The 15638-nt window shown below is 33.6% G+C and carries 20 protein-coding genes; 13 read left to right on the forward strand and 7 right to left on the reverse strand.

From position 1 onward, the window contains the following. The first annotated feature begins 82 nt into the window (after nt 1-82). Both bsdtb5_RS03725 and bsdtb5_RS03730 read left to right on the forward strand, forming a co-directional pair. Nucleotides 83-2569 (forward strand): RHS repeat-associated core domain-containing protein, encoded by a 2487-nt coding sequence (locus bsdtb5_RS03725; protein WP_271714712.1) that lies wholly within the window; start codon nt 83-85, stop codon nt 2567-2569. A 19-nt stretch (nt 2570-2588) separates the two neighbouring features. After that, nucleotides 2589-3335: a hypothetical protein gene (locus bsdtb5_RS03730; RefSeq protein WP_271714713.1), complete on the forward strand. Its 747-nt coding sequence runs from the start codon at nt 2589-2591 to the stop codon at nt 3333-3335. Nucleotides 3336-3599: 264 nt separating this feature from the next. Here bsdtb5_RS03730 and bsdtb5_RS03735 read toward each other — a convergent pair whose 3' ends face one another. After that, nucleotides 3600-3821, reverse strand: a complete 222-nt coding sequence (locus bsdtb5_RS03735; RefSeq protein WP_271714714.1) for a hypothetical protein — start codon at nt 3819-3821, stop codon at nt 3600-3602. Between the two features lie 56 nt (nt 3822-3877). On the opposite strand from bsdtb5_RS03735, the gene bsdtb5_RS03740 reads away from it, so the two are divergent. The 10 genes from bsdtb5_RS03740 to bsdtb5_RS03780 all read left to right on the forward strand — a co-directional run bounded on the left by bsdtb5_RS03740 (nt 3878) and on the right by bsdtb5_RS03780 (nt 9067). Continuing rightward, entirely contained in the window at nt 3878-4195 is a 318-nt protein-coding gene (locus bsdtb5_RS03740; RefSeq protein ID WP_271714715.1) for a hypothetical protein, read from the forward strand. A gap of 11 nt (nt 4196-4206) precedes the next feature. After that, nucleotides 4207-4794: an Imm64 family immunity protein gene (locus bsdtb5_RS03745; protein ID WP_271714716.1), complete on the forward strand. Its 588-nt coding sequence runs from the start codon at nt 4207-4209 to the stop codon at nt 4792-4794. 258 nt (nt 4795-5052) lie between these two features. Beyond that, on the forward strand, nt 5053-5304 hold the full coding sequence (locus bsdtb5_RS03750; protein WP_271714717.1) for a hypothetical protein: 252 nt from the start codon (nt 5053-5055) through the stop codon (nt 5302-5304). A 280-nt stretch (nt 5305-5584) separates the two neighbouring features. Continuing rightward, nucleotides 5585-5755 carry a hypothetical protein gene (locus bsdtb5_RS03755; protein ID WP_271714718.1) on the forward strand — a complete coding sequence of 57 codons (171 nt, stop codon included), beginning with the start codon at nt 5585-5587 and terminating at the stop codon, nt 5753-5755. A gap of 416 nt (nt 5756-6171) precedes the next feature. After that, nucleotides 6172-6513, forward strand: coding sequence for a hypothetical protein (locus bsdtb5_RS03760; RefSeq protein ID WP_271714719.1), 342 nt, complete (start codon nt 6172-6174; stop codon nt 6511-6513). A gap of 151 nt (nt 6514-6664) precedes the next feature. After that, nucleotides 6665-7066 carry a hypothetical protein gene (locus bsdtb5_RS03765; protein ID WP_271714720.1) on the forward strand — a complete coding sequence of 134 codons (402 nt, stop codon included), beginning with the start codon at nt 6665-6667 and terminating at the stop codon, nt 7064-7066. Between the two features lie 97 nt (nt 7067-7163). Continuing rightward, complete coding sequence (locus tag bsdtb5_RS21995; protein WP_456318959.1) at nt 7164-7238, forward strand: hypothetical protein; 75 nt, start codon at nt 7164-7166, stop codon at nt 7236-7238. Nucleotides 7239-7242: 4 nt separating this feature from the next. Continuing rightward, the gene (locus bsdtb5_RS03770) at nt 7243-7623 is read left to right on the forward strand and encodes a hypothetical protein (RefSeq protein ID WP_271714721.1); all 381 of its coding nucleotides are present in this window, start codon (nt 7243-7245) and stop codon (nt 7621-7623) included. Nucleotides 7624-7719: 96 nt separating this feature from the next. Then, entirely contained in the window at nt 7720-7968 is a 249-nt protein-coding gene (locus tag bsdtb5_RS03775; protein WP_271714722.1) for a DUF1871 family protein, read from the forward strand. A 76-nt stretch (nt 7969-8044) separates the two neighbouring features. Continuing rightward, nucleotides 8045-9067 (forward strand): hypothetical protein, encoded by a 1023-nt coding sequence (locus bsdtb5_RS03780; RefSeq protein WP_271714723.1) that lies wholly within the window; start codon nt 8045-8047, stop codon nt 9065-9067. A 215-nt stretch (nt 9068-9282) separates the two neighbouring features. Here bsdtb5_RS03780 and bsdtb5_RS03785 read toward each other — a convergent pair whose 3' ends face one another. The 6 genes from bsdtb5_RS03785 to bsdtb5_RS03810 form a co-directional block, all read right to left on the reverse strand. Next, a complete protein-coding gene (locus tag bsdtb5_RS03785; RefSeq protein WP_271714724.1) occupies nt 9283-10086 on the reverse strand; it encodes an ABC transporter ATP-binding protein in 804 nt (267 codons plus the stop codon). Beyond that, nucleotides 10083-11117, reverse strand: coding sequence for a FecCD family ABC transporter permease (locus bsdtb5_RS03790; protein ID WP_271714725.1), 1035 nt, complete (start codon nt 11115-11117; stop codon nt 10083-10085). The genes bsdtb5_RS03785 and bsdtb5_RS03790 overlap by 4 nt, the downstream gene beginning before the upstream one ends. Then, nucleotides 11114-12112, reverse strand: a complete 999-nt coding sequence (locus tag bsdtb5_RS03795) for a FecCD family ABC transporter permease (RefSeq protein ID WP_271714726.1) — start codon at nt 12110-12112, stop codon at nt 11114-11116. Before bsdtb5_RS03795 ends, bsdtb5_RS03790 begins: the two co-directional genes overlap by 4 nt. Beyond that, complete coding sequence (locus bsdtb5_RS03800) at nt 12109-13185, reverse strand: iron-siderophore ABC transporter substrate-binding protein (RefSeq protein ID WP_271714727.1); 1077 nt, start codon at nt 13183-13185, stop codon at nt 12109-12111. Before bsdtb5_RS03800 ends, bsdtb5_RS03795 begins: the two co-directional genes overlap by 4 nt. Before the next feature lie 291 nt (nt 13186-13476). Beyond that, nucleotides 13477-13926, reverse strand: a complete 450-nt coding sequence (locus bsdtb5_RS03805) for a DMT family transporter (protein ID WP_271714728.1) — start codon at nt 13924-13926, stop codon at nt 13477-13479. A gap of 19 nt (nt 13927-13945) precedes the next feature. Further along, entirely contained in the window at nt 13946-14368 is a 423-nt protein-coding gene (locus bsdtb5_RS03810) for a DMT family transporter (protein ID WP_271714729.1), read from the reverse strand. A 570-nt stretch (nt 14369-14938) separates the two neighbouring features. On the opposite strand from bsdtb5_RS03810, the gene bsdtb5_RS03815 reads away from it, so the two are divergent. After that, complete coding sequence (locus bsdtb5_RS03815) at nt 14939-15634, forward strand: cyclic nucleotide-binding domain-containing protein (protein ID WP_271714730.1); 696 nt, start codon at nt 14939-14941, stop codon at nt 15632-15634. Nucleotides 15635-15638 lie beyond the last annotated feature (4 nt).

Consider the following 15638-nt stretch of genomic DNA (forward strand, 5'->3'; position numbering starts at 1 on the left):
CGTCCCTACAAATCAATTATGCCTGTGAATCATATACAAATATTGCTGTAATCTAGAGTCTTACGAATATACCCTAGATAGTATGATAAAGAAAGTTACGGATGCACTAGGTAATACTACGTTAACAGAATATAACGCGGATGGGCAAGTAACGAAAGATACGAATAAGAACGGTAAAAGCACCTTATATCAATACAGTACCACAACTGGTCAGCTAGAACAGATGACCGATGCCAAGTCGAATATTACCAAATATCAATACGACAACATGGGCAATGTTACCGTTGAGACTGCAGCTGATATTAGTAAGACTACTTACGAATATGATAAGTTCGGAAGACAATCTGCAATTATTGATGCTATGGGTGGGAGAACAGAGTATACCTATGATGTAAATGGTAACGTAACCATAGAGAAGGATGCTTTAGGAAATGAGACGAAGTATAGTTATGATAAACTCAATCGCGTTATTAGTACAACTGATGCTTTAGGAAATGTAACAAAGAATGAATATGATGCATTGGGTAGAAAAATCAAGGAAACGGATTCAAATGGTGGAGCTACATCAACAGACTATGATCCAAATGGCAACATTGTAGCAGTTACCGATTCCTTAGGTCATGTAACAAAGAATGAATATGATAAAGTTGGAAACCTTAAGAGTACAATTGATGCTAAAGGAAATAAAACCACTTATGGGTACGATGCTGGCGGAAGAAAGATAAAACAGACCAATCCGTTAGCAGGAAGTATCACATGGGGTTATGATAAGAATGGTAATCTCACTAAGGTAACTGATGAAAATGGAAACACTATGGCTTATGCCTATGATAATCTAAACCAATTGGTGACAAAGACCGATGCCTTAGGCAAAAAGACTACTTACCAATACGACAAAGAAGGTAACAAAGTAGAAGAAACCAATGCCCTTGGCTATACTACAAAGTATTCTTATGACGCCATAGGAAACCGTATTAAGGAAACAAAAGTAAAATCAGGCGTAACTGCAACCAGTACCTATGCGTATGATGATCTCAATCAGTTGATGCAGACCACAGATAAGAAAGGTACTAGAATCTATACCTACGATGAATTCAACAACCGTAAGGGAAAAGAGGAAACTGGAAAAGATAAAATAACCTATACGTATAATAACTTAAACGAGCTTGTTAAAGAGACGCAAGGAGCGGATACAAACACTTATAGTTACGATGCTAAAGGTAATCTATCTTCTAAGAAAGTAAATGGAATTACAAAGGCAACTTATACCTTCGATTCTACAAATATGCTGACAAGTGTTAAGAATACGAGCAACAAAACAACAAGTAAATATGAATATGATGGTGCTGGTAATCGAATCAAGAAAACAGTATCAAAAAATAACAAAGTTGTTAGTAAAAAGTCATATGTGATTGATACCATGAGTTCTAATCAGGATATTATAGCAGAAGGAGATTCGTTATCTGGAGATGAAACAGACTTTACCTATGGATTAGGATTAGTTAGTGTTGAATCAGGAAAAGGTATCAGTTATTATAGAATTGATGAGAAGAACAGTGTAGAAGAGATTCAAAATAATTCTGGTGTTATGAAGGCTGAAATAAGCTGTGATGAATTTGGTAATGTTGAAAATCCAGATGATATTGGAACGAATGGAAATATCTTTGGTTATACTGGACATGTGTATGATGCAGAAAGTAGTCAACTCTATGTGAAAGCAAGGTATTATGATTTTAAGACTGGTAGGTTTATTAGCGAGGATAGTAATCTTGGGGAGATTGAGGATACCTTGACTAAGAATCTATATATTTATTGTAGAGAAAATCCGTTAATGTATATGGATTCAGATGGGCATTACGCATCGACACAAAGTATAATTAATGATGGTGGCAGTAGTAAGGAAAATCATGGTGGAAGTAGTAAGAAAAAGGGGAAGGGTAACCTTGTTACTGTAACCCAATTGCAAGAATTTGGATGGTGTAATACAAGTGATGCATTTGTAAAAAAATTGAATGGTGCTCTTATAAGTTATGGCATTACAAATAAAAATAGTATTGCATTATTCATGGCTACTATGGCGGCAGAAAGTGATTATGGAAGGACAGCATTGGAGGAAGGTAGTGATTCTTATTTTGCAGGGAAAAGTTACGGGAAAAATAGAAGAGGTGCTGGATATATTCAAATTACACATAAAGAAACACATTTGACATTTCTAAAGACCATTCCTAATTGCTCATATTCAGGTGAGGACACTGCTACATATATTGCAAAGAACTATGCTGTGGAAGCATCAGCCTGGTATTGGAGCAAAATGCAAAAAACTGGAGAAGGTAATCTTAACGCATATGTGACAAAAAACGGTGGCAATTTAGGAATTTTTCTTATTACTCAATATTATGTAAATGGAGTTCCGGATGGAATAATGAATGATTTAACTGCAATAAGAAAAGGAAGTAAATTTAAAATTGGAAAAAATTCATTAAGTGTCAATGGGCATTCATATAGACTTCCTAATGGTTGGGCTAAACGAAAATCTGCATACGATAAAGCAGTGCAAGTTTTTAAGTAATTGAGAATGGAGTAATTCTATGAAAAAAGCAATTTTAATATATTTCTGTATTGTTACGGCTATGTTGTTTGCAGGATGCAAATCATCAGGCAATGTAACTAATGCTCATATAAAAAAACTGGGAGAAAGCAAATCAAGTAATATACCAGATTATAAAGTAAATATAAAGAAATATATACACAATAACGAGAATAGTAAACCATTCAGTGTGAAATATGTTCAAATAACCGGTTTGGGTAATGAAAGTATAGAAAGTCGGATAAATCAGACACTCAAGTCTTCAATAACTGAGTGGATCAATAAAGATTGTGAATGGATGGAGAAAAGTAAGGTAGTTGTCAAATGCAAAAATTCAAAATATCTATCATTGTGTTATACAATTGAATGGAAAGACAAAAATGGTGAAGGTTATATGAGTACTTATACACGGATTGGGGTGACTGTTGATGTTCAAACAGGAGATAGGGTGTATTTAAGTAATTTAATAAAGGATATTGATGACCTGAAGCAAAAATTAAAAAAATATGATTATAAAAATGAATTTTCACCTCCAATAGATTCTGATGAGGCAGATAAAATTATACGCGAAGCATCTATATCTGAATCTAAGTATCTTAAGGAAATTTATCAGAATGATTCATACGCATATGATGAAATAAAAGACGAAATTGGTTCCAAATCATCATTCTATTTAACAGATAATAAATTGGTTATTACAAGAGATGAGTATGACTTGAATGATGTATATATTAACTTTAACCAGTAGATGTGAATTTATGGACGCTTATCTTTAGATAACCGCACCACTGTACCTGGTAGCTACAATAATGTTGTTCGTCACGCTATGAGATGCTATCATAGTCACTTTATCTAATTCTCATATTCTTTAGATTTGTCGAAGTATTCAATGAATGTAATGCTAACAATTCACCTTATCTGATGCTATATTCTATGTTTATTATAAGAGCCGCAGGTGTTTCCTGCGGCTTAAGTAATTTTATGCTAATTCGATATTCATTCACAGCAGCAATTATATATCTGCATCTACAAGATCAGCAGATTTACTTGCTGCTATCATAAGGCTTGAATTACATATCTTATTTATTATTCTAGGTATACCATTCGATGCGTTGATTACTGCTTCAATAGCATTGGGATTGAATACACCCTGGGTGCATTTTGTACCTGCAAGTTTCGTTTTTATGTATCCAACGTCTTCTTCTTTCATTAATGCATCTATGTTGAAATTCATTGTGATTCGTTGATGTAATGGTTCATTTGTAGTAAGTCGAAGGGGATTGTTTAGCTGTGGAAGAGTACAATAAAGTAGGTCTATTAACTTCCTATACCGATGGGGAAGGAAATAAAACCACTTATGGGTACGATGCTGGTGGTAGAAAGATAAAACAGACCAATGCGTTAGCAGGAAGTATTACTTGGGATTATGATAAGAATGATAATCTCACTAAGGTAACTGATGAAAATGGAAACACTATGGCTTATGCGTATGATAATCTAAATCAATTGGTTACAAAAACCGATGCCTTAGGTAAAAAGACTACTTATCAATACGACAAAGAAGGAAACAAAGTAGAAGAAACCACTAATGGAACAAAAATCAAATAGGAGGTTTATGTGTGGGTAGTTATATTTCAGTGGGATTTATTTATGATAAAATTTCTATAGATAATATAAAAAATAAAATGAAAAGTTTGATTGATTTTATTGTTTCTAAAAAAGGAGAAATAAAAAGAGCAAAAATATGTAAAGATATTTATGGGGATGAATGGATTGAATATGAATTAAATGATAATACACAAATAGATAATATGTTAGTTTTATTGGCTGAACATTATTTTGGGCAGATAGAAATCGAAACTAATTTATTTGATTTAATGAATTTGGATATAACTGTGCATGTTGAGAAAGAAGAAGGCTATTTTGGATTTATTCTGGATATTTCAGAGAGTGCATTTTATAAAGATTCATTAAATATGGTTAATAGTTATACTGATAAATTTATAGATTTAATGAAAAAATTCTATAAGTGCTCAGCATACAACTACGCTTTTTGTGATAATGAAGCAGAAATTAAATATTCTCCTTTAGCATTCAGAAATCTTAATAAGAGAGTTTACTCTTTAGCAATACTACCTGTTCATAATAATAATCTTAGAGTAATAAAAAGTGAATGGAATATTGATGGAATAACAAATCGTAATTAATGTTATATGGGTAATAAGGCTTAAATTATATTATCTTGAAAAAATTAGTAATATTTTGTTTTACATTGGTCGCATAGCTTCGGGTGTTGCGGCCTTGTAACATACTCAGCAGAATTTTAACAAATGGTAGAGAAGCAATTTACAATGTAAGAACAAATGAACTAGTAATAATACATAATGGTGCTCAAATTGGAACTTTTTTAAACCAAAAGGTGGTATTAACTACTTTAAGAATACACTAAAAAAAGGAGTGATTGTATGTATATCTGTTTGATTTGTGGTTATAATGGACTTGAAAATCCATTGTATGATGATGATGATGGTGCTCCTAGTTTTACAATATGTGATTGTTGTGGCTTTGAATCTGGTTATGATGATTTGGATCAGGGTAATAGCTTTGATGAATATAGAAAGATATGGATTAGTGGTGGTTGTCAATGGCATACAATTAGTAAAAAGCCTAAGAATTGGAATGCTGACGTACAGATTAAAAACTTAGTAAATAGGTAATTAACGGACCATATATAAGATATAATTGTGTGATATGCTCCCTTTTAGTTGAATGTCATGATGTTAAGAAAAATAGAACATTTACATTGAAAAACTAAATGTAAATGTTCTATTTTAATGTTATAAGTAATTATAATTGTTATAAAGAAGGAAGCTAATCCATAAGCAGATTAGATTAAGGTAGGAACAAGAAGAGTCTTAAATAACGTAGATACTTTAGGCAACAGTAGTTGTCGTACCAATGGATCACTGGCTCGTAGACAGAAGCCTTGCGTTACCTATGACACTAAAATTAACAGATAAAAAAGGACACAAAATAGTTAATTATAAACCACACGGAAAGAAATGGTGGATAACAGGATTTAACCCATACTATCAAAATGTTAAAGCTACTTACACAATTGATTTTTCAAGTAAGAAAGCCTTATTTAAAGCATTTTATAAAACATGAAAAGATCTGGAAAGTGGAAATTTAATAAAAAGTATATAAGATAACTTTGATAAAGTATATTTGTCGTAATATTTTAGAAAGTGGTAATTTAAACAATTACGAGGATAAAAAAGAGGCAGTTAATTTTTTTATTTATTAGAAAAACTATGTATTAGAGCTAGCGAAAACGATAATTTGATAATTGCTATAGGAAATTAGTTAACTAAAAGTGTACTATGATATATTGGATCATATCTGCATGACTGCAAAAAATAGGCTACTTGAGTTATTTAGTAGCCTATTTTTCATTATATGACCAACATTTAAAATAACGGTATAAAGTGTTAGAACAAAAATAATGATGCGGCAGCAGCAACTCATATTCAACTAAAATAGAAAGGAGAGTTATATGAACCTAAGCGAGATTGCAAATATAGTTGAAAAAATTAATGATTATATTCAGCAGAGATTATGGTTTGATTTTAAGGTATTATTCTAATAGTGATATGAAAATAATAGGAGGAGAAGATCTATTTTATACTCATGAAATAGAAATTATCTTTAGAGATGTTTTCTTTGTCTCTCTTCCAATGGAGTGGAAGACAAATACAAAAAAAACAGTTTTTGAATTATTAGAAGGTGAGAATGCAAAAAAAATAAATATTTTGTATAAAGTAGAGCAGGGATACTATATTTTAAAATTTGCACCTGAAGATTATCAAAAAGAATTTGGTTGTTTAATTGCTGCTAAAACTATAGAATATACTCTAATAAAATAAATCATAAAGATGGTTGTATATAATGATGAAAAAAATCTGGAAGTGCATGGACAGCACAGATAAAAGTTGTGAAAAAATTGCTTGGTCAGGGTGGTAAATTCTACAGGAATCCAAATAATTTAACTCACATACCAGTGGAGGGGATAAAATAATGATTGAGTATTATAAATCTTTACCAGACTATATGCCAATTGATGAGTTAGAAAAGTTATTTAGAAGGTTTTTAATTAATGTTAAAACCACAAATTTTAGGATAGAGGAATCCTTAGAAGCTTTACTTGAATTAGCTGATAGACAATGGTATACCTATGAATTGTTGAGTGAAGATTTGAAGGCAGAGATAGAAGAATGGCTTCTTAGTATTATTGATTTTGAATCAGACGAAATTATTGAATATCTAACGCTGATTGTAGGTAGATTAGGTTTATCAAAGCTATATGCTACTATGAAAGGATCATTAACAGGTAATCTAAAAAAAGAAGTTAGACAGGAAATCGAGGAAATTGTAGAGGAAATAGATGGACATGTCGAGAATCCATATTATGGAATGTAGTTAGGGCGTATAAAGAATCACATTGTCTTGAACCTCTTCATATTAAGTATTCATAAATGTTATTGATGATATAACAGCTGTTAGTTTTGATACATGGATATTTGCTGTTAGTGAACAAGTTATTATAGAGTTATATCATGAGGGTGAAATTATTGTAGGATTTTTAAGGTGATAAAATGGCTATAAAAATTTATACAGAGCAAGTTAAAATTCATGAAACACCGCTTGAAAAGATATTTTTTGATGGCACTCAAATAACGATTGAGTTTGATGATGAAGATGAAAAAAGATGGTGCGTTATGTTTTCTCAAATACAAGAATTTAAAATTACTACAATAGATTGTTTTGATGTGTCAAAATTACTAATGGATGGAATGAAATCTTCATATATTCTGTTTGAAGATAATTCAAAATGGATTAATAACTTAAACATAACTTTAAACAAAACGGATTATCATGCCAGCTTTTTTGACAAGTCAAAACATTATATCTTCCCGTTTCAGGATAATATAGTCGAAGTGGTTTCGTTAAATATTAGTATTGAAAAGCTGAAATAGAGAATTAACAATAGGTAAATATGATAATATTGTAGTGCCTGTAAGGGATATAATTTTTAGCAGGTATAAATAAACTATATGGGAAGTAGGAAAGTTATGAGAGAAGGTATTGCACAGATCGTAAATAAATGGGACCCAATAGATTTATTTCCAATGGCTCCAAAGGATGAATACAGTAGAGAAATTCAACTAATTAAGAATATTATTAAAGATAATATTCAAATAACTGAGGAGGAATTAGCATTAGAAATCTGTCAAGTATTTTCAAAAAGGTTCGGGAGTGATGTATTTACATATAAAATAGAGGATTGTTTACAAATTGCAGATCTAATACTAAAATTATAAGTATGAAAGACAAAAGGCAGACATTGATACCTTAGGAGCTAGAGCAGAAACATGGATATTATAACAGGAGAAGACAATGAAGTGTAGAGCAATATTAAAGAGAGCAATTTTAGTTATGATAATACCTATTTTGTTAATTCTGATGATTGGTGGAAATCATGCTGTAACTACTCATAAAGCTATAATAGGCGATGAATTAGATTCTAGTAGAAATAAGGATCATACTACAGAGAATAATTTTAACACAAAATATTATCAGGAAACTTCAAACTATAGCATTGCTCCTAGTTTAATAACAAATAATGATATACAAAGACCAAAAGAAAATGTTGGTTGGATAAAAAGTCTTACAATAAAGTATCTACAGCTTTATAACATGGATGATTTTAAGAAAGTAAGTAAAATAAATAAGTATGCCTCTCAACCGGATGAACAAAAGATTAATTCAACAAAAGAATATTCAATAGATAAAAGGATATTTATTAAAGATGGAGTCCAAATTAAATATCCACAAATATGGGGATTACAGGATAGTAAAAAGCAAAAATATATAAATAATATGCTTAAGACAAATGCTATGTTTGCATTTGATTGGTATGATAGGAAATCAAAGGGCTTAGATTTAGATATTGATTATAAAATTATGTGGAATAGCTCTAATTTACTTAGTGTTAAATATAGTGGATCGGGATATGCTAACAAGGCTGTGCATGTTAATAATTTTATGTACACTGTTAATATGGATATCAATCGAGGTACAAAAGTGAAGTTAAATGACTATATGAATCTTAATAAAGAATTTGTATATAAATGTATGAATTATCGAGATTCAGAAGAAAGTATGGTAAATTATGCACTAGAAGATATGATTTCGAATAATGACTATAATATTTTACTCAAATATTTTAATCATGCAGATTCTACATATGATTACGAGCCAGCTATATTTAGTTATTTTACAAAAGATTCATTAGGATTATGTATAGAGGTATCAGATACGTTTGGAGGTTATGTTGATATTAGATATAAATATTCAGAACTAAAAAAATATTTAAAAAAAGATAGTGAAGTGAGGAGTATAACCAATTATATGAAATAGCCCCTATATGTTAATAAGTCAACATTGAATGGAACAAAAATTGGCTTATTATTGTGATGTATTAGATTTCTGAGCTATTAGATAGAAAACTTAAACTAAAAACTAAAACGTATATTAAATATTAGCAATAAAAAACTCGTTAGTTGAAATTAATTAAGCACTAACGAGTTTTTCTTTTATAAGAATTAGCAAAAAAATATTATCGAATCTTCCATCTACCCCATAACATGGTGCCTTCCCTTCGGAACAATAAAAGGCGACCCGGATACGGGATCTTTAATAACTGCACACTCTAAGCTAAACACTTTCTGAATCAATTCTTCTGATATAACCTCATCAGGAGAACCCTCAGCAATCAAGTTACCTTTATGAAGAGCGAAGATATAGTCTGAATAGCGAGCAGATAGATTAATATCGTGAAGCACCATGACAATAGTGGTGCCTCGTTTTCTATTTAGATCGGTCAATAAGTCTAATATTTCCACTTGGTAGGTAATATCAAGGAAAGTTGTAGGTTCGTCTAGTAGAAGAATATCGGTTTGTTGAGCGAGTGCCATCGCGATCCATACTCTTTGACGCTGACCACCTGAGAGTTCATCCACACTTCGATTCGCGAGATCTGTAATTCCCATAATCTCAAGAGCTTCTTGAACTGCTTCATAATCCTTCTTACCCCAACCTTTTAAGAAGGTCTGATAAGGAAATCTTCCTCTACCAACTAGATCAGCTACGGTAATACCTTCTGGCACAACAGGAGATTGTGGTAGTAGTCCCAAGGTTCTTGCTAATTGCTTTGATGGAATCTTATTTATTTTTTTGTCATCAAGTAGTATCTCACCAGAGATGGGTTTGATTAGTCTAGCTAGAGTCTTAAGGAGAGTCGATTTTCCACAAGCGTTTGCGCCTATGATTACACTAATCTTACCACTAGGAACGACTAAGCTGATTCCGTTATTAATAATTTTATTGTCATACCCAGCGACGATATTATTTGCTTTTAATATGGGTGTTGTTGTCATGAGGATCCTCCCCTTCGATTCATTTGAATAAGTAAAATTAGGAGATAAGGTGAACCTAGAATACCAGTAATAATGCCTACAGGGAATCTTGTGTCAAAAGCATATTGACCAATTAGATCTGCGCCAAGTACCAAGATGGCACCAACAAGACCAGCAGGTAAGGTATTTGATGTCCCATTTCCAATAAGTCTGCCGGCGATAGGGCCAGCGAGGAATGCTACAAAAGCAACCGGTCCAGTAACCGAAGTAGCAAAAGCAATAAGAAATACGGAGCTTAGTACCAATAATATTCTTGTTTGGTTCGCGTTTAACCCAAGAGTTATGGCTAACTGTTCTCCTAATTCTAAGATTTTAAGATGTCTTCCAAGTAAGAGGATGACAAGTCCAAAGATGAACACTATGAGGAAAAGTACGGGGATACTTGACATCTGCATTCCGTTTAAGCTTCCACTTAACCATCTTAGTGCACCTGGCACATCATATTGAGAGGCTCTTAGTAATAGATAGGAGATAACAGCACTTAACATAGCTTGTACACCAATACCAATTAATATTAACTTACCTCCAGAGAAGCTTCCTCCTTTGGAAAGTAAGTAGATTAGAATAGCAACGATAAGTCCTGTGATCACAGCAGCAATCGATACAATACTTCCACTTAGCTCTAGTACTAGTATGCAAAATACTGCTGCAACACTAGAACCAGATGTAACGCCAATGATATCGGGACTTGCAAGTGGATTGCGAAGCATTGTCTGAAAAGTGCTTCCAGCAATACCAAATGCGATTCCAACAAGAAGTCCAGAAAGCATTCTTGGTAAACGAATCGTACCAATGGCGAACGAAGCACCTCTTATCTCTTCGCCCATCAGTACGCGAAGTACGACTTCTAGAGGATATCTAGTATTTCCTAATAAGAGCATGGTAGTAGAAAGAATAAGTGTTAGAATAACCAGAAGACTGGTTACTATCATCCACCGGTTACGGCGATGAAGATATCCTTTTTGTATGGTAGTAAGATTATTTTTTGTCATATTGATCGCACCTTCGCTCTCATAGCAATGAATATAAGGATTGGAGCCCCAAGAAAAGCAGTGATAACACCTGCTTCTAGTTCGCCACCATTTCCAAGGAGTCTTCCAATTACATCCGATATGGTTAATAGAATTGCACCACCAAATGCAGACATAGGCAGAAGGATACTAAGGTTTGGACCACAGAGGAGACGCATCATATGTGGAACCATAAGCCCAACAAAGCCAATAGGACCAGCTAATGCAGTAGTTGCTCCACATAGTAGCACTCCAGCCAGTGCAGCTGCAATTCTTACGAGTCCAGTATTTACACCAAGACCAGTGGCAACATCGTCTCCTAATGCGAGAGCATTCAGTGCTGGAGAAGATAGAATACCTATGATTAATCCAACAATGAAAAATGGAAGTACAGATGTAATTCCTTCCATAGTAGCGCCACTCACACTTCCAACCTGCCAGAAGCGAAAGGCATTCATAACCTCTGTTCGAGGTAATACAAGTGCACTCACTAATGAAGATAGCGCAGCACTGGTAGCAGCACCAGCCAATGCAAGTTTGATAGGTGTTGCACCACCAGAACCCATAGAACCTACTCCATAGACAAAGACTGCTGTTAAAGTAGCACCAGCTAAAGCAAACCAGATGTATTGCCCCGCTGTATTAATGTGAAAAAAAGTAATACCACTAACTACAAATAAAGATGCGCCAGTATTCACTCCTAAGATACTAGGATCTGCAATAGGATTACGTGTGATCGCTTGCATCAGAACACCGGACACCCCAAGGGATGCACCGGCGATGATACTAAAAATGGTTCTTGGAATACGTTCATGAACGACAATCGCATTAAGAGAATCTAGGTCAGGGTGCGTTAAAGCTTCAATCACCTCAGGAAGACTGATATAACGAGCTCCGAATATGAGAGAAGCCAATATACATAACACTAGACTTAGGAGGCTTCCAATCAGTATGGCGATTATTCTTGTATGTTTCATTGTACTTTATCAGCCGCCTTTTTTAGGATGGTTAGGTATTCATCAATGGTTGCAGGAATGGATAGAGCACTTGGTGTACCAGAGGCTGCTAAAGGTGTACCATCTGGAATAAGTGCAACAGATCCTCTTTTTACAGCTGGAATTGTTCCAATTAGAGGGTCGGCTTGTAAGGCTTTTAATAAAGTATCATCACCATAGGCAACCATAATATCTACATCTCTAAAGATATCAACTTTCTCTGCACTTAGTTCGATCGAAAAGCTGGATGCGCCCTCTTGAAGTTTTGCAATACTTGCAGGGATGCTCATTCCTAGATCATTTAAGTAAGCGGCACGTGGATCGGTAGGAAGATATACATAGAACTTTCCAAGGTCTGCTGGATTGAAGTAGAAGAATGCTACAGTCTTACCTTTTAATTGTGGAGAAGCATTTGTCTTATCTGCAATGAGATCTTCCAAGTCACTCACTAGCTGTTCACCTTCTGTCTTCATACCCATACCAGTTGCATCAAGTATGATCTGGTCACGCCAGTATGTTTGCCAAGCAGCAGTAGGGTAAGCTACGACAGGTGCTATTTGACTTAATAGGTCATATTCTTCTTTTGTAATTCCAGAATAAGAAGCAAGGATTACATCTGGATTAGCATCACTAATGGCTTCGTAATCTAAGCCATCAGTATCGTTAAAGATGACTGGTTTTTTAACGCCTAATTCTTTGAACCTTTCTTTTGTCCAAGGTAAAAGGCCGCTGCCATCGGTTACACCATAATTGGCTTGTGAGATACCAGCTGGAACAACGCCAAGAGCTAAAGGAACATCTTGATTTCCCCAAGAGATTGTAACGACATTCTTTGGTTTGTTCTCAATCACTGTTTCTCCAAAGGCATGTTTGATGGTGATTGGATAACTTACATTCGTATCAGTGGAACTATCATTAGAAGCAGATGTTTCTGCTTTAGTTGATGAGTCTGCAGATTCCTTTGAATCGGATGATTTTGTTACTTTGTTTGAGCAAGCCGTCAATGACAGCATTAATATAATAACAAACATGGAACTTAACTTTCTTGATTTCATAAAGTTTCCTCTTTCTTTCTAAATATAATAAAATGCGACAAGTTAGTTTACACTAACTGACCACATTTTATATGGATTATGTATTGCTGTCAAGCTGATTAGAAGAGATTTGGGCTTAATGATAAAGAATGTACATTAAGGAATGGGAATTATAATAATAGCAGTAAATGAAAATAATTCCATCTTAGAAAAATATTCAGATAGGATATTGAAGTGAGTTCTGCCTTCCAAAATAAAAATAACGCTGCTATCTTAGAATCCATATTAGGTTCTAAGATAGCAGCGTTATTTTTATTCTAGAGCTTCTTTCTTATCAACCCAAAGTATATAGCTTAGTCCCAATACAACAAAGATACCACCAATTAACTTTCCAAGTGATAATTCTTGAAGAATAAAATAATCAATAGCAATCCCCACAAATAATTGACCGATGAATATGAGGAGAGTCAGATAAAAAGAAGAAATTCGAGGAGTTATATAATTCGAGGATAGAATGGTAATCACTCCGACAATTCCGCCGAAATAAGCCCATATTGGTACGGAATGATAACGGGAGATAGTGATTAGAGAGCTTTCTTTACTAACGAAGAAGCATAGGATAGATACGATAAGCCCAACAATATAATTAATCAATGTTCCTTGGAGGGTACCGATTTTCTCTGCTAATTTTGAATTAATAATACGAGCAAGTACAATGGTTATACCAGAGCCTGCAGCAGCTAATAAATATATGAATAACATGAATTCACTTTCCTTTCTTTTAATAGATAATCATAATGACAATACCAAATGCCATAAGAACTAAGCCAATGGTCTTCTTTGGGTTAAATCGAATCACTTTCATTCCTAATATTCCATAATGATCTATAATAATTGAAAAAATGGTTTGTGCAAGTAAGCCGATGGCTAATGGAAGAGATACTCCTAGATGAAGATAACTAATGTTACTAAAGACTACGGTTCCAACTCCGATAAGTCCAGCACTATATAAGTATAAAGGGGTTTTTCTATCAAGAGTAATCTTAGTTTTGGTAAGTAATAATACCGCAATAATTGCAATAAAACCAACGGTATGAATGATAATGCTAGAACTAAAGCTTTCAAAATGGTCGGATACAGTACCATTTAAGAATACCATGACAGAATTAACGGCACCAATCAGTAAAGATATAAAATAATTCATAGAGTTTGATTTCCTTTCGTTTCTTTCTTGATTCCATAAGACATATTATCGTCTTAATATCAAATTTTCTGATAATCAATGTACCATAGATTCCTTGCATTGATATATGACATATGTCATACTAAAGAAAATATTATGTGTTGCCCGACAAATGACCTGTTTGGGCGGTAGTCTAGGCAATTTGCACAAAACAGAAAAACTCATGCTTCATTGAATATGTATAAGAAGTTCTAGTTCTCAGATCATTTTGTGTAAAACATATGCTAGGACAGATAACTCGCTGCGCTCAGACAGATCTGTCCGAGCATATAACACGAAATGATCCGAGAACAAGATCTTCTAATACATATTCAAAGGCGCAATCGCTTTTTCTGTTTTGTGCAAATTGCCAGGCTAGTTTTTGAAACAGGTCATTTGTGGGACAACTCATATTATTATTTATTTCTGGAATTAAGATAGAGAAAAGTTTTGAAATAGGCATAACTTCACAAACTCGTAAAAGTTACGACATAAAAGTGAAGTTAGATAGAAAGCTATAATAGAATGCATTAATTGTAGACAGGAGACCAAATGGAACGAATTCAAGATCAAGCCAAATTAGATTATTATATTAAGAAATATTCCGTTAATGAGCTTTTTACAAAAGACATGCGAGAATACATGGAATTAGTAAGTTTTAAGAAGAATGAATACCTGATCAGTGATAAGGAAGATGTGTGGGCGCTTATGCTTTTGGTAAGCGGTAAGACAAAGGCATTTACCACATTAAGCAATGGAAAGTCACTCTTGCTAAGATTCTATGAAGGATTTCAGATATTAGGGGATCTAGAAGTTCTTACTTCCAAAGACACATTTACCAATGTTCAAGCAATTGAAGAGACCTATTGTATCGCGATTGCTTTTGAATACGTTAACCTATATCTATTAGAGGATGCTAAATTCTTAAGGGCTATCTGTAGAGAACTAGGAACAAAGCTTAAAGAATCTAGTAAAAATAGCTCCATCAACTTGTTGTATTCCTTAGAGAATCGTTTAGCAAGTTACATCTACACAACGGGAGAGAGAGTAACTCAGTCTGGACATAATAAGATAATCTTTGATGAAAATCTAACGTATATTGCAGAGATTCTAGGTACAAGCTACAGACATTTGCTTCGTACACTCAATGTCTTATGTACGAAAGGTGTTCTGAGTAAATGTGGATGTTATTATGAAGTATTGGATGAGAATACTTTGATGGCGCTATCAGCGGATCTATATCGTTAGATAT

The organism is Anaeromicropila herbilytica (assembly GCF_016591975.1).
In the GTDB taxonomy this organism is placed as follows: Bacteria; Bacillota; Clostridia; order Lachnospirales; family Lachnospiraceae; genus Anaeromicropila; species Anaeromicropila herbilytica.

Bases quoted from the DNA above. Each gene is read 5' to 3' on its own strand.
- bsdtb5_RS03810 (WP_271714729.1), bottom strand. From the start codon at position 14,368: ATGAATTATTTTATATCTTTACTGATTGGTGCCGTTAATTCTGTCATG.
- bsdtb5_RS03790 (WP_271714725.1), bottom strand. From the start codon at position 11,117: ATGACAAAAAATAATCTTACTACCATACAAAAAGGATATCTTCATCGC.
- bsdtb5_RS03785 (WP_271714724.1), bottom strand. From the start codon at position 10,086: ATGACAACAACACCCATATTAAAAGCAAATAATATCGTCGCTGGGTAT.
- bsdtb5_RS03730 (WP_271714713.1), top strand. From the start codon at position 2,589: ATGAAAAAAGCAATTTTAATATATTTCTGTATTGTTACGGCTATGTTG.
- bsdtb5_RS03795 (WP_271714726.1), bottom strand. From the start codon at position 12,112: ATGAAACATACAAGAATAATCGCCATACTGATTGGAAGCCTCCTAAGT.
- bsdtb5_RS03780 (WP_271714723.1), top strand. From the start codon at position 8,045: ATGAAGTGTAGAGCAATATTAAAGAGAGCAATTTTAGTTATGATAATA.
- bsdtb5_RS03800 (WP_271714727.1), bottom strand. From the start codon at position 13,185: ATGAAATCAAGAAAGTTAAGTTCCATGTTTGTTATTATATTAATGCTG.
- bsdtb5_RS03815 (WP_271714730.1), top strand. From the start codon at position 14,939: ATGGAACGAATTCAAGATCAAGCCAAATTAGATTATTATATTAAGAAA.
- bsdtb5_RS03770 (WP_271714721.1), top strand. From the start codon at position 7,243: ATGGCTATAAAAATTTATACAGAGCAAGTTAAAATTCATGAAACACCG.
- bsdtb5_RS03750 (WP_271714717.1), top strand. From the start codon at position 5,053: ATGTATATCTGTTTGATTTGTGGTTATAATGGACTTGAAAATCCATTG.
- bsdtb5_RS03755 (WP_271714718.1), top strand. From the start codon at position 5,585: ATGACACTAAAATTAACAGATAAAAAAGGACACAAAATAGTTAATTAT.
- bsdtb5_RS03765 (WP_271714720.1), top strand. From the start codon at position 6,665: ATGATTGAGTATTATAAATCTTTACCAGACTATATGCCAATTGATGAG.
- bsdtb5_RS03805 (WP_271714728.1), bottom strand. From the start codon at position 13,926: ATGTTATTCATATATTTATTAGCTGCTGCAGGCTCTGGTATAACCATT.
- bsdtb5_RS03735 (WP_271714714.1), bottom strand. From the start codon at position 3,821: ATGAATTTCAACATAGATGCATTAATGAAAGAAGAAGACGTTGGATAC.
- bsdtb5_RS03725 (WP_271714712.1), top strand. From the start codon at position 83: ATGATAAAGAAAGTTACGGATGCACTAGGTAATACTACGTTAACAGAA.
- bsdtb5_RS03775 (WP_271714722.1), top strand. From the start codon at position 7,720: ATGAGAGAAGGTATTGCACAGATCGTAAATAAATGGGACCCAATAGAT.